Source organism: Streptococcus sp. ELY_86, from assembly GCF_058314495.1.
This window is the reverse complement of record NZ_JBZFUK010000002.1, coordinates 395,588-409,845: the sequence shown is the minus strand read 5'-3', so window position 1 is coordinate 409,845 and position 14,258 is coordinate 395,588. Positions and strand designations below refer to the sequence as shown.

Annotated in this window: 12 protein-coding genes; 10 read left to right on the top strand and 2 right to left on the bottom strand. The window is 42.0% G+C overall.

What is annotated here, in order from left to right:
* Window positions 1-22: 22 nt before the first annotated feature.
* The 9 genes from AC4HAN_RS04885 to AC4HAN_RS04845 all read left to right on the top strand — a co-directional run bounded on the left by AC4HAN_RS04885 (window position 23) and on the right by AC4HAN_RS04845 (window position 11,389).
* Window positions 23-685, top strand: a complete 663-nt coding sequence (locus AC4HAN_RS04885; protein ID WP_491091475.1) for a helix-hairpin-helix domain-containing protein — start codon at window positions 23-25, stop codon at window positions 683-685.
* A complete protein-coding gene (locus tag AC4HAN_RS04880; RefSeq protein ID WP_491091474.1) occupies window positions 675-2,906 on the top strand; it encodes a DNA internalization-related competence protein ComEC/Rec2 in 2,232 nt (743 codons plus the stop codon). Before AC4HAN_RS04885 ends, AC4HAN_RS04880 begins: the two co-directional genes overlap by 11 nt.
* A gap of 229 nt (window positions 2,907-3,135) precedes the next feature.
* Window positions 3,136-3,738 (top strand): DUF805 domain-containing protein, encoded by a 603-nt coding sequence (locus AC4HAN_RS04875; RefSeq protein WP_491091473.1) that lies wholly within the window; start codon window positions 3,136-3,138, stop codon window positions 3,736-3,738.
* Between the two features lie 252 nt (window positions 3,739-3,990).
* Entirely contained in the window at window positions 3,991-5,028 is a 1,038-nt protein-coding gene (holA, locus tag AC4HAN_RS04870) for a DNA polymerase III subunit delta (RefSeq protein ID WP_491091472.1), read from the top strand.
* A 72-nt stretch (window positions 5,029-5,100) separates the two neighbouring features.
* The gene (sodA, locus tag AC4HAN_RS04865; RefSeq protein WP_491091471.1) at window positions 5,101-5,706 is read left to right on the top strand and encodes a superoxide dismutase SodA; all 606 of its coding nucleotides are present in this window, start codon (window positions 5,101-5,103) and stop codon (window positions 5,704-5,706) included.
* A 233-nt stretch (window positions 5,707-5,939) separates the two neighbouring features.
* On the top strand, window positions 5,940-7,001 hold the full coding sequence (locus AC4HAN_RS04860; protein ID WP_491091470.1) for a serine hydrolase: 1,062 nt from the start codon (window positions 5,940-5,942) through the stop codon (window positions 6,999-7,001).
* Between the two features lie 321 nt (window positions 7,002-7,322).
* Window positions 7,323-8,411 carry an NAD(P)-dependent alcohol dehydrogenase gene (locus AC4HAN_RS04855; RefSeq protein WP_491091469.1) on the top strand — a complete coding sequence of 363 codons (1,089 nt, stop codon included), beginning with the start codon at window positions 7,323-7,325 and terminating at the stop codon, window positions 8,409-8,411.
* Window positions 8,412-8,447: 36 nt separating this feature from the next.
* Window positions 8,448-10,274, top strand: coding sequence for an FAD-dependent oxidoreductase (locus AC4HAN_RS04850; RefSeq protein ID WP_491091468.1), 1,827 nt, complete (start codon window positions 8,448-8,450; stop codon window positions 10,272-10,274).
* Between the two features lie 251 nt (window positions 10,275-10,525).
* On the top strand, window positions 10,526-11,389 hold the full coding sequence (locus AC4HAN_RS04845; protein WP_491091467.1) for a hypothetical protein: 864 nt from the start codon (window positions 10,526-10,528) through the stop codon (window positions 11,387-11,389).
* Window positions 11,390-11,711: 322 nt separating this feature from the next.
* On the opposite strand, the gene AC4HAN_RS04840 is transcribed toward AC4HAN_RS04845, so the two are convergent.
* Window positions 11,712-11,885, bottom strand: a complete 174-nt coding sequence (locus AC4HAN_RS04840; protein ID WP_245543135.1) for a hypothetical protein — start codon at window positions 11,883-11,885, stop codon at window positions 11,712-11,714.
* 317 nt (window positions 11,886-12,202) lie between these two features.
* A complete protein-coding gene (queA, locus tag AC4HAN_RS04835; protein ID WP_491091466.1) occupies window positions 12,203-13,231 on the bottom strand; it encodes a tRNA preQ1(34) S-adenosylmethionine ribosyltransferase-isomerase QueA in 1,029 nt (342 codons plus the stop codon).
* 213 nt (window positions 13,232-13,444) lie between these two features.
* On the opposite strand from queA, the gene AC4HAN_RS04830 reads away from it, so the two are divergent.
* A complete protein-coding gene (locus AC4HAN_RS04830; protein ID WP_491091465.1) occupies window positions 13,445-14,125 on the top strand; it encodes a VIT1/CCC1 transporter family protein in 681 nt (226 codons plus the stop codon).
* Window positions 14,126-14,258: the final 133 nt, after the last annotated feature.

The window sequence follows — 14,258 nt, the reverse complement described above, 5'->3', positions numbered from 1 at the left end:
ATAAAGAAGTAAGGAGGATTATATGATAGAAGAAATGCTGGATAAATTCAGAGACAATAAGTGGCTTCTTACGGCAGTCGCTGTTTTTGCTGCTCTGGGACTGGGTTTTTATTTTCTTTCTTCAAGCGAAAAAGAGGAACAAAGCAATTGGCCGCAGTCACAGGAGCAGACTTTTTCAGCAACAAGTGTACCAGCCCATTCGAAAAATAAAAGGAAGGCGCAAGCAGCTTCAACAATAATGGTTGATGTCAAGGGTGCAGTAAAAAACCAAGGAGTCTACCGCCTGCCGGCTGACAGCCGAGTTAATGAGCTTATTGAGAGGGCCGGCGGTTTTTCTGAAAAAGCAGACCGCAAATCAGTCAACCTTGCGCAAAAGCTGCAGGATGAGGCTGTTATTTACGTCGCATCAGTCGGAGAAAACATCAGTGTCGTTGGCAATCCTCAGAAAGAAGCAGCCAGTCAGGCAAGCAGCTCTGAGGCCGCAGCAAATGATAAGATTAATCTAAACACAGCCAGCCTTGCTGATCTGCAGACCATATCCGGTATCGGTGAAAAACGGGCGCAGGACATTATTGATTATCGTGAGACAAACGGCAGTTTTCAGTCCATAGAAGATCTGAAAAATATTTCCGGCATTGGAGACAAAACCTTTGAAAAACTGAAAGACATGGTGAGTGTTGATTAAATTACCGTTAAAGCCTGTGTATCTAGCATTTTTAACTATTTTGATTTATTTTTTAATCTATCGTTTTTCGTTCATAACAGCTCTTTTGCTTTGTTTAAGCGGTATTTTCCTCATTAGCCAGTATGACCGAAAAACCTGCTTAAGAACTTTCTTCTTCCTATTGTTTTTTGGATTTTATTTTTACTTGTCTTATCAAAAAATAGAATCTGACTATCAAAATGCTCCTAAGCAGGTTGAGGAGCTCAGAATTATTCCGGATACTATCAGTATTAATGGCGACAGCCTTAGTTTTCAAGGCAAATCAGGACATCGCATCTATCAAGCCTTTTACACCTTAAAATCTCAGAAAGAAAAGCAATACTTTGAGAACCTCTGGAAAACAAGTCTTATTAAGGTTGCTGCTGATGTGCATAAAGCTGAGCAGACACGGAATTTTGGCGGGTTTGATTATCGCAGCTACTTAAAAACACAAAAGATCTACCGCCTGGTGAATGTTGAAAAAATAGAAAAAATAAGGCCCGAGCAAGGCTTAACTTTTTTTGATAGGCTGCATGAGCAGCGGCGGCGGCTCTTGGTGTTTGTCAGTCAAAAGTTCCCGATTCCTATGCGCCATTACATGACCGGCCTGCTTTTTGGTCATTTGGATAGGTCTTTTGATGAAATGAGTGACATTTATACCAGTTTGGGGATCATCCATCTTTTTGCACTATCAGGCATGCAGGTAGGCTTTTTTATCGGTAATTTTCGCTACCTGGGTCTGCGTTTAGGTGTGAGACGGGATTATATGAACTGGCTGCAGCTGCCTTTTTCTTTGATTTATGCCGGGCTGACAGGTTTTTCAGTATCTGTTGTCCGCAGTCTGCTGCAGAATAATCTGTCCAATGTCGGCTTTACCAAGATGGATAATTTGGCGGTGACCTTATTTATGATGTTTTTTGTCATGCCGCATTTTCTCTTAACAGCAGGCGGAGTGCTCAGTTTTGCCTATGCTTTTATTTTAAGCATGATTGATTTTAAGCACTTGTCCCAGCCCAAGCGATGGGGTGCTCAGATGCTGACCTTGTCTTTGGGTGTACTGCCGCTTCTGATGTGGTATTTTAGCAGTTTTCAGCCTCTTTCAGTCTTTTTAACAGCGGTTTTTTCCCTTGTTTTTGATGGCCTTATTCTGCCGGTTCTGACGATTGTCTTCCTTTTATCGCCTTTTATAGTATTGGTAAATGCTAATTTATTTTTCATTATGCTAGAGCGATTTATTGTTTATATCAATCAGATTTTCAGCCGTCCTTTGATTCTGGGGAAACCGTCTTTGTGGCTGTTAGTGATTATTTTGCTGACTATGGCACTGCTGCATGATTATCGAAAGAAAAGGCTCTTAGCCGCTCTATTGACTGCCTTTCTTGCTTTATCATTTTTGATTGCAAAAAATCCTTTAACTAATGAGGTTACCATGGTTGATGTCGGACAGGGCGACAGCATTTTTTTGCGGGATATAAAAGGGAAGACAATTCTAATTGATGTAGGAGGCCGAGTGCCTTTTGCTAAGCCGGCTGAGTGGCAGCAGCGCACAAGCAGTGCTAATGCGGAGCGAACCCTGATTCCTTATTTGAAAAGCCGCGGTGTTAGTAAGATTGATCAACTGGTTCTCACCCACACAGATAGCGATCATATAGGCGATATAGAAATTGTCGCAAAAACATTTAAAATCGGACAGGTTTTAGTCAGTCCGGGCAGTTTGGCTAATGAGAATTTTGCAGTAAAACTAAAAAAGCTGCAGCTTAAAGCAGCTGTTCTTAGAGCTGGAGACCGCCTGCCTATCATGGGCAGTCAGCTGCAGGTACTCTATCCTTTTAAAACAGGAGATGGGGGGAATAATGATTCTGTGGTTCTTTATGGCAAACTTTTAAATCTGAGCTTTCTTTTTACAGGTGACTTGGAAAAAGAAGGGGAAGAACGATTGCTTGGAGCCTATCCCCATCTAACAGCTGATGTTTTAAAGGCAGGACATCATGGATCCAAAGGCTCTTCTTCTGTTAAGTTTTTAAAGCAGATCAGGCCTCAAGTAACCCTTATTTCTGCAGGAAAAAACAATCGCTACAAGCACCCGCATCAGGAGACTTTGAGGCGTTTGATTAAAATTAAAAGTCAGATTTATCGGACAGACCAGCAGGGCGCTCTTCGTTTTAAAGGAATCCGATACTGGACGCTTGAAACGGTGAAATAAAGATAAAACTGCTGCCGGTGCTCTAATGGTGTCTTTGTTGATTGAAGCCGATTTTACTGGTAAATGGGCTGCCGGATTTTTAATCATAACTGATCTTGTAGGAAGAAGTGGCTTTTGAATATTCTGTGACAGGCTTGCTGCGTCCCGAGTAGGGAAATGGAGGTGTTCTTGTTTTCCTGCTGAAATTGTGGTATTCTGATAGAGTAAAAAATAGTAAGGGAGTTTACCTATGTTTACAGCTTATAAAAAATTCTGGACGAACTATGTCAATTTTACAGGTCGAACCAGCCGAACTGATTATTGGTGGGCAGTCCTGTGCAATGTCTTGCTTGTAATGCCTTTCGCATCTGCGATTACATCCATTTATTATTTCAATTATTATGAATATTTGGGAAGGGTTTACAATGGAGACATTGATTCCTTAATGGTTGATACGACACCAAATCTTTTTACTGTTGATATTATTATTCTTACAGTTATTGTTCTTCTCTTTTATTTGGCCATTTTAGTGCCGAACTTGGCTATTTCTGTTCGCCGCTTGCGTGATGCTGGTTTTCACTGGTCACTTATTTTTATTCCAGTAGGAGCAGCAGTCTTCTCATTGCTTCTGCTTGTGCCTTTCTTGCGTGCTATTGTATTTGTTCTTGTTGGATTCGCAAATATTTTCTATACTATTTTGCTGTGTCAGCCGACAAAACCTTATCAAGCACCTGCACAGCCTGTGCAGCCAACGCAAACGCCTAATGCTTATCAAGGACAGGCACCGCAGCAGCCAACCGTTCAGCCTGCTGCACCTGTACAGCCGCAGGCACCGACGAATCAGCAACAGTAAGTATAAGCCGTTTAATAAGACTTGGAGCAGTTTGCCCAAGTCTTTTACTTTTTATCTGGAAAGTTTGAGCAGCAGGCAGTTTTTGTCTGCTGAACATTCATAAACTGTCAATAAAGCAGGCTTTGAACAGTAAGGCTGAACTGACAGTCTGAATAGGGGATCCTAAGTCTTTGTCTCAGTACGTTTTGGAATTTTTTCTTCTGCCTTTAGCTGAAGGTCATACTCCTTGCTATTTTCTGCTATAATAAGGATATGATTGCTATAGAAATGATTGAACGTTTAAAAAAGGACGAGCTTACTCCCATTACGGTTTTAACCGGAGAAGATTTTGGGCAGTACAGCCAGATGAAAGAACTCTTTTTAAATCAAATTGGTTTTGAACCCAGTGATTTGAATTATTCTTATTTTGATATGGCTGAAACGGCTTATCAGGATGCTGAAATGGATTTGGAGAGTCTGCCTTTTTTCGCTGATGAGAAAATAGTCATTTTTGATAATGTTGCCGATATTACAACGGCTAAAAAGTCTTATCTTGATGATAAAGAATTGAAGCGCCTGGAAGCTTATTTAGCCAATCCTATTACGAGTACAAAGCTGATTCTTTGCGCGTCCGGGAAGCTGGATGGCAAGAGACGTTTAGTGAAATTGCTCAAGCGAGATGCTCAGATTTTTGAAGCCAATCCTTTAAAGGAAGCGGAACTTCGAACCTATTTTCAAAAGCGGGCCCATAAGGAAGGTCTGGTTTTTGAGTCTGGTGTTTTTGAAGAGCTGCTTGCCAAGTCAGGTTTTGATTTTAGTGAGGTAAACAAGAATCTGACCTTCCTGAAGTCCTATAAAGCAGGCGGCCGGGTAACCAGCCAAGATATCCGTCAGGCCATTCCTAAAACGCTGCAGGATAATATTTTTGATCTGACCCAGCTGGTTTTGTTGGGGAAGGTAGATGAGGCGCGTGAGTTAATTCGGGATTTGCGGCTGCAGGGAGAAGATGACATCAAACTGATTGCTGTTATGCTGGGCCAGTTTCGTATGTTTACACAGGTTAAAATACTGGGCGGTCAAGGAAAAACAGAACAGCAGATGGTAGCGAAATTATCCGATATTATGGGCCGAAGGGTCAATCCTTATCAAGTTAAATTTGCTGTCAGAGACAGCCGCAGCCTGCCGCTGTCTTTTCTTAAAAAGGCCATGGTCTATCTTATTGATGCGGATTATCACATTAAAAGAGGTGTCTATGATAAGGACTATTTGTTTGATATGGCGATTTTGAAAATGGTACATGAAAGGCAATGAGCAGAATAGTTGTAAGCTCTATTGTTTTACGGTATGATGAGGGTGTATTAAAAAAGAAAAGAGGTAATTGACATGGCAATTATTTTACCGGATCTTCCTTATGCTTACGATGCTTTGGAACCTTATATTGACGCAGAAACAATGACCCTTCATCATGATAAACACCATGCTGCTTATGTGGCAAATGCTAATGCAGCTCTTGAAAAACATCCAGAAATTGGTGAAAATTTAGAAGTGCTTTTGGCTGATGTTGAACAAATTCCGGAGGATATCCGTCAGGCTCTTATCAATAACGGCGGCGGACACCTTAACCATGCGCTTTTCTGGGAGCTTCTTTCACCGGAAAAAACAGAAATCACTGCAGAAGTAGCCGCAGCAATTGATGATGCTTTTGGCTCATTTGAAGCCTTCAAGACAGCCTTCACTCAGGCAGCAGCAACACGCTTTGGTTCAGGCTGGGCTTGGCTCGTTGTAAACGCAGAAGGCAAGCTTGAAGTAATGTCAACAGCCAACCAAGATACCCCGATTTCACAGGGATTAAAGCCAATTTTAGCGCTTGACGTTTGGGAACATGCTTATTATCTCAAGTATCGCAATGTTCGTCCGGATTATATCAAAGCTTTCTTTGAAGTAATCAATTGGAACAAGGTTGCTGAACTTTATGCAGCAGCAAAATAGTTTTTCGCTATTATTTAGCAGGGACTGAGGCATTTTACCTCAGCCCCTTTTTATTATTCATAATAGGTGCTGAAGTCAGCAGTAACAGATGTTGATTTAATGTTTTTCTGAGCACAGTTGCATGGAGTGAAACTTTTGCCTGATTAAAAGCAGCTGAAATACTAAAGAAATTTTTTTAATAGTCTTGTCATTTCACTGTCAGTCCTTTATAATGGTAGGGTCAGGAGAAAATTGTGAATCGAAAAAAATTAATTGTATCAGTACTGGTTCTTGCTTTAGTAGTATTATTGGGTAGTTTTTTCTTTCAATCTAAAAATATCATGAAGCAAAACCGGTCTTCATCAACGAAAACGTCATCCAGTCTTAGTGAGACCAGCGAAACAGCAAATGACAGTAAAGAAAAGAAAACGCCGCCTCAGGTTGTTGAAAAAACAGCAGAAGAAAAACAAGCGGTTATGGATGCTGACGCAGCAACGATGGACGCTATTGGTCTGCGCTATGATTATGCCAATATGACTCTTCCGCAGGTTGTTCAGACTTATCTGGATGAAAGAGGAATTGACCATTCCTGCGTTGCTTTTTCCTATAAAAATACAGCAAGCGGTGAAGTGATCGCTATGAATGAAGCGCAGCCAATGACTGCGGGTTCAACTTATAAGCTGCCTTTGAATATGCTGGCAGTGGATGCTGTGAAAAAAGGAGAGCTTTCTTTAGAGCAGCCCTATGATATTACAGACCTTGAGTATGAATATATCGGCGAATACCAGGCTTACCGCAATCAGTTTGGTGATGATATGACTATTCCTGAAATGCAGGAGTACTCACTGATTTATTCCGAAAATACCCCTGCCTATGCCATGGCTAAGGCTCTCGGAGGCTTTGATAAGGTTTATCCGATGTTTAAACGCTATGGTACATCTAAAGGCGACGTTAAAACGATTGACCAAGAGGGCAATAAAACGACAACAGACTACTACATCCAGGTTTTGGATCATCTTTGGCAGCATCAGGATAAATACGCTGATATCCTTGGCTATTTGGGACAGTCTTTCCCGGGGCTTTACTATGAAACCTATCTTCCAGACATCGACATCCGCCAAAAACCGGGTTATGTCCGTGAAGCTCTTAATATTGATGCTCTTGTTTATGAACAAACACCTTATTTGATCGCACTTTATACCGCCGGTTTGGGGGGTACAACTCCCGAAAACGATGAAATTAACGATGTCGGCTATTCTCAGCTCTGCCAAATAGCCTATGTTATCAATGAATGGCATCGCGTCAACCGCAATTAACAGACAAAATCTCAGCTGCTCGTGAGCAGCTGAGGTTTTTTATAACAGCCCAATCATCGTTACCAAAAGACTGAAAACAGCAAAGTTATGGCAGATACAAACGATTCTTGGCAAAAGACAATTGCTTTTTTCAAAAAATATTTGAAACAGTAATTGTAATTTTAAGTGTTTCAGTCTTTATCGGTTTCAATCAATTATTCATTGAGTATTATAAGAGAAAATGATACACTTAATGTGAAAACGCATACAAACTTATGGAGAAAGGAGGAGACTGCGTCAGGAAGCGCCTATTCATAATAATAGCGTCAGGAGGTGAAGTCTATGAAAATAAAAGCTGTCGTAACACATGAGCAAGGGGAAACCTTGCGGATTGAAGATGCAAAACTGAGAGAACCTAGAGACGATGAAGTCTTAGTTAAAGTCGTAGCTGCCGGAATCTGTCATACAGATGCTTTGGGAAGAGACATTGGTATGACACCTTATCCGGTGGTGCTGGGACATGAGGGCGCCGGTATTGTGGAAAAGACGGGAAGGTTTGTCACCAGTGTTAAGCCGGGGGACCATGTGGTCTTATCCTTTGCTTACTGCAATCACTGTGTTAATTGTCTAAAAGGACATCCGGCCAATTGTGTCAGCAGCGGACTGTTAAATTTTGGCGGACGGTTTGCGGATGGGACAACACCTTTAAAGCAAGGGAACCAAGAGTTGTCTACTTTCTTTGGACAGGCCTCTTTTGCGACTTATTCCGTTGTGAAAGAAACAAGTGCTGTAAAGGTAGATAAGGATGTTGATCTTAGCTTGCTGGGAGGCTTAGGATGCGGTTTTCAAACGGGCAGCGGTACTGTTTTAAATCGTTTAAAGCCTGAATTTGGAACATCCATCGTTATTTACGGAGCGGGAGCTGTAGGGCTGTCAGCCGTTATGGGAGCTAAGCTAACAGGCTGTGCCAATATTATTGCGGTAGATATTCACGATAACCGTTTAGCTTTGGCAAAAGAGCTGGGTGCTACGCATACGATTAACAGCCAAACAGAAGACTTTGAGAAACGCATTAAGGAAATCACAGAAGGCGGAGCAGACTATGGTCTTGACACAACAGGAGTACCTGCTGTTGTGCGTGCCGCTTTGCGTGCTTTAATTCCTATGGGAACACTGGCTGTCGTAGGCTTAACACCGGAGATGCCTATTGATATTCATGCTGAAATTATGTCTGTCAGCAAATCTTTGATTGGTGTTGTTGAAGGTGATGCTGTGCCTCAGCTGTTTATCCCGCGTTTGGTAGATTTCTATAAGCAAGGCCGATTTCCAATTGACAAATTGGTAAAACATTATGCTTTTGAAGACATCAATCAAGCTTTTGCAGATTCTGCAAATGGTTCTGTCATCAAGCCGGTTGTAAAAATTGGCTAGAGGTTATTTTATATTATATTGAAAGGAACAATTATCATGGCTCAGTTAAAATCAGGAACTTATAAGGTGATTGCAGAAGGCTATGAAGGCAATACAACGCCTTACGAAATTATTATTAAAGACGGCAAACTTGCAGAAATTAATCCACAAAAGGAAATTATTCCGGATAGTTTAGAGGACACTGTTATTAAGCGTTTAACACAGCAGATGATTGGAGAGCAGACCCTTGAGGTTGATGCGATTTCCGGTGCGACTTCAACGTCCAAAGGCTTGGTTAAAGCTGTTGGTGAGGTGATTGCTCAGGCCGGCGGTAACACTGACGAGTATCATCAGTCAGTCTCTGGCTCGCTCAGCAATTCCGAAGAAGCTGCAGCAACTTCAAAGGCCGCTACTGCAGATGATTACAGCGAGTGGCGAACAGCGCCTGAAAAAATTGATAAGGAAATAAACACTGATTTTCTGATTATTGGCGCAGGGATTTCAGGATTGGCAGCTGCTGTTCAGGCAGGTGAGCTGGGACTGAAAACGACTGTTCTTGAAAAGATGCCTTTTGTTGCCGGTAACGGCGGCGGTGTTGAGGGGATTTTTGGCATCAATACTAAAATGCAAAAAGCAGCAGGCATTCACGCCAATAAAGAAGAAATCATTGCGCGGGAAGCTGAGCTGGGGCAATACCGTGTAGACGGTTCTTTCTGGGTTGATCTTGTCAATAATTCGGCTGACAATATTGACTGGCTGGTGGATCACGGTGTTCAGCTGACATCTGTGGATGACTACCACGGAACTTGTCAGTTTCCGACCTTCCATTGGTATAAAGGCGGGTTTGCTTCTGTCGGCTATGTTCCTTATATGAAAGAACACGCTGACAAACTAGGCGTCGAATTCTTGCTGGAAACCAGCGCTCAGGGCCTGATTTATGAAAATGGCACAGTCCGCGGAGCCTATGCTCAAAATAAAGACGGCATTTTAAAAATCAATGCCAAGGCGACTTTGATTGCTACAGGCGGTGTGGGTCACAGCGAAGAGCTGATTGCAAAGCAAGGCTGGCAAACAGAAAACCTGCATTACTGCTCTATGCCAAGTAATACTGGTGACGGCTATAAGATGGCCATGTCTCTGGGTGCCAAGGACATGCTTTTGGAATCACCGGAATTCATGATGAATTATATCATGGCGCTGCCGCACGAAGGTGTGCACCTGTACATTGATCCTATTAACGGTTTTATGGCCCTGCCATCCGGCGGTCCTGTTGTATGGGTAAACCAAGAGGGCGTGCGGCTGGTCAATGAAAATGTTAAGAAATATAATCTGCTCTATCAAAGAATGGCTATCCACTCAACCAAAAACACCTATCAGATTTTCAATCAGGCTATTTATGATAAGATTACCGAAGGGGTTGAAAATGCTCAGGAAATTTTGGCAGAAGCTGTTCGGACCAATGACGGCAATTCTTTGTATAAAGAAGACCGCATTGAAGATTTAGCACAGCATTTTAACCTGCCCAAAGATACAGTGGCTGATACGATGAAACGCTACAATCACTATTGTCACCAAGGCAAGGATGAAGAGTTCAACAAGGATGCGGACATGCTGATTCCGATTGAAGAAGGACCGTTTTATATCGCTCGGCTGGATCCGTCAAATCTGATTGGTATTGGCGGTGTCGGTTCTAACCGTAAATTTGAAGTTATTGATGAGAAGTTTGAAAAAATTCCTGGCCTTTACATTTCAGGAATGGACAGCACCATGCAGTACCGCAGTGTTTATACCATTACCTTGGGCGGTTCCGCCTGCGCTCACAATGTTAATTCAGGGCGTCACGCTGCCATGAATGCAAAAGATTACATTGTTAATGAATTGTAGATGCCAAAAGAAAGGAAAGGGGCGGGTAAAATTTTGCCGCTTTTTCCGTATATTAGGCAGAGCAGCTTGCTGAATTTTTAAGGGATTGCTTGTCCTGCCGGTGATTATCAGTCGTGCCAAGGCAGGAGACAAAATCAAATGGCTGTTAAGTTCCTGATTTTTTAGCAATCGTGTTGATTGCAGCGGTTTATGGGTGACGGCGGAGCCAAACAGGTGTGTCTGCTCCGCTCTCATTGTTAGATTTAGGGGTTATGATGAAAAAAAGTCACAAGGTTCACACCGGTCTAAGACTGAGCCTTTTAATAATTGGTTTACAGTTATTAAGTGTGGTTATCAGCATGAATTTTGGACGAACGGTGAACGAGCAAAGAATACTGTTTCTTGTTCTTTTTATCCTAGTATGGATTTTTGTAATATTCCTTTTAAGGAAGCATTCGAAAATCATTGCGGCCAAAAGATTTGCTGCGGCCATTGCAGTCGTTTATGTCTTACTTTATGGTACTTTGTTTATGACTATGATGACGAATTCGTCACCCAAGCCGATTCAGGGCAATAATCTGGCGACCATGAATTATACTAAAGACCTTTTTACCAAGGGTTATCCTCATATAGAAGATGTTCTCAAAAAGGCGAAAGTTTCTTCTAATCGTTATAAGGAAATCTACCGGTTTGAAAACAAGGATTCGGCCTGTGTCATCTATTATGCACCTGCTCCAAAATCAGTTAAAAAAGGCCCTTCCCAAGCAAAAAATCCATTCTATCTATGCCCAAAACTGGAAAGTACTGAAATGTATAAAAAGAATGGGAAATACTATTACATTGGCAAAAGAAATCTGAACTGTTCATTTCATAAGAAATACTCCGATGAAAAGACGCTGCGATCGGATCTGCAGGAATCTCTGAAAAAGAAAGGGACATTTCCGGAATTTCAATCGGTTTATGCTTGGGGCTGCTCTGCTTACCCGAATATGGAAAATGTTTCGATAGCAGGGAAAAAATGCCGGAAGGTCATTCCGCTGGCTGGGAAAGATGGAAGCACACTGTATTTTTGGCTGATTGATGACATTAGCGTTAAGACCAATCCGGCTTCCGTGGCTATTCGGGGCATCAATTAAGCTGTTTGGGTAAAATATCATAACTCCCTAATAACTGCATAAACACTGCCTATAAAGATAAAACCAGTTAGAGAATTGCTGATTGACTGTTCACTGAAAACACAAACAGGTACTCCAAAGATGAAGTACCTGTTTTTTTTATCTAATGCTGAAATTGAAAGAGTTTGAGACTTTTGTCCCAAACTCCGGATTATTTTTATCATCCACTGTACCTGACAGAGTGGCCAAATAACTGATGTTACGGGACTAACAATCATATCAAATGCGATTAACTGCTTAAGCAATACCATTCAAACTAATCTCAGTTATTCTTCACAGAAAATTATAACCAAGAAATAGGGGTGTGGATAGAATACCCAGCAAATCCGGCTAAAAGTCCGCCGATTATGGCACCGCCGATGGTCATCATCCAGCTGCCTGAAAAACTATAGCATAGCAGACCAAGTCCCAATGCTCCAAAAACGAGCCCAACTAATCCTAAAATTACAGATTGCATTCTAATCATCTCCGATAATTTTTATTTTTGTATTTATCGCTTTATTTCAGCTGACGGTACTTACTTTAGCGGAATTATGTTCAGTTGGCAATGAATTTTAGGTTTTTTAATAAAATAAAAATAGTAATGAGATAATGAGATATTGTAAAAATTATTCTGATAATTCACAGCAAATTTCAATTATAATCAACTCTGCTTCCAAAATATAGTCTTTAGAGACTATTCTTAGGTGACAATAGGCAGTGACTTTTTGTACTCAAAAAGCTCTATAACTTCTGTACCTACAGCAATTATAGAGCCGATTTTTATGTTTAGCCTTACTTAACAAACATGGCATCGCCGAAACTAAAGAAACGGTAGTGTTCGTCAATGGCATGCTGGTAAGCGTCCAAGACAAACTGGCGTCCGGCGAAGGCTGATACGAGCATGACCAGTGTTGATTTTGGCAGGTGGAAGTTTGTAGAAAAGGCATCGACAATCTTAAATTGGTAGCCCGGTTTGATAAAAATATCGGTCCAGCCGGAGTCAGCTTGGATGTGGCCGTCAAATTTGTTGCCGATGGTTTCAAGAGTGCGAATCGACGTTGTACCAACAGCCACAATGCGGCCGCCCTTTGCTTTGACATCTTTTAACGTCTGGGCGGCTTCTGCGGACAGACTGTAAAATTCTGAATGCATCTGATGCTCTTCCACATTATCAACTGAAACAGGGCGGAAGGTTCCAAGTCCCACGTGCAGGGTCAGGTAAACGAGTTTTACCCCCTTGGCTTTGATTTTAGCCAGCAGCTCTTCTGTAAAATGCAGGCCGGCTGTCGGTGCTGCTGCAGAACCGTTTTCTTTGGCATAAACGGTTTGATAGCGGTCACGATCGGCCAATTTTTCATGGATATAAGGCGGCAGGGGCATCTCTCCTAAGCTTTCTAAAACTTCCAGAAAAATCCCATCGTAAGAAAATTCAACAATGCGGCCGCCGTGTTCTAATTCTTTGATGATAGTTGCTTTTAAACGGCCATCACCAAAAGAAATTCGGCTGCCGACTTTCAAGCGCTTGGCCGGCTTAGCAAGGACTTCCCATTGGTCACCCCGAGTATTTTTCAAAAGCAGCAGCTCAACATGTCCGTGAGTTTCCGCTTTTTCTCCGTGCAGCCGGGCAGGAAGCACGCGCGTGTCATTCATAACCAAGGCATCTCCCGAATTGAGTTCATCAATAATGTGATCAAAATGAGTGTCTTTCATCGTTTTGCTCTTATGGTCAATAACCAAGAGCTTGGAGCTGTCGCGCTGCTTGAGCGGTGTTTGGGCAATTAAATGTTCAGGTAAATCAAAATCAAAATCAGTCGTATTCATAGTATTCCTCTAATAATCGTTTTTCAGCCTTACCATTATAACACGAGATAGATTTTCAGTCATCAGTGTAAATTTGATTTGTAATGATTCTAGATGAAAGGTATAATAATATTATCGATAAAAGTGATGTCATAAAAACCTGCGGTCAACAAAGTTTAACAGATTGCCGGTTTGTTTTAGATTATTATGAAGAAAAACAGTTGGGAGTTGCCTATGGAACAGGAACATAGTTTTTCAAAGCGCTTGAATATTCTGCGCGCAGGTGTTCTGGGAGCAAATGACGGTATTATTTCTATTGCCGGTGTGGTTATCGGTGTTGCCAGTGCAAAGGCTGATTTATGGATTGTTTTTTTATCCGGCCTTTCGGCTATTTTGGCAGGAGCCTTTTCGATGGCAGGAGGAGAGTACGTCAGTGTCAGCACGCAAAAAGATACGGAGCAGGCAGCTGTTGCCCGCGAGGAGCATTTGCTCAAAAGCGATCCTGATGCCGCCAGAAAATCTCTCTACAATGTTTATCTGGCTAAGGGCGAGTGCGAAACTTCAGCGGAGCTTTTGGTTAACAAGGCCTTTCTTAACAACCCCATAAAAACTCTGGTTGAAGAAAAATATAGAATTGAATTTGGCGAATTTACCAATCCCTGGCATGCAGCCATGTCAAGTTTTATTTCTTTTGTCGTCGGCTCTGTATTTCCTACTGCGGCTATCATGCTTTTTCCGGAGAATATTCGGATTATTGCAACCGTTGCAGTCGTGGTTGTGGCCCTGCTGATTACCGGCTATGTCAGTTCCCGTCTGGGAGATGCTCCGGTCGGGCCTGCCATGCGCCGCAATGTTTCCATCGGTCTTTTGACCATGTTTGCGACCTACCTGATTGGCCAGCTCTTTTCGCTTTGAGAGAATGCCGACTGTTTTTCTAATCAAAGAAGGCTAAGATTGCTGTCTTGGTCTTTTTTTTCGGTAAGATAATAAAATTGTGATTTATTTAGCATCGGCTGCAAAGCTTGACAGTAATTGGTCTATACCATAT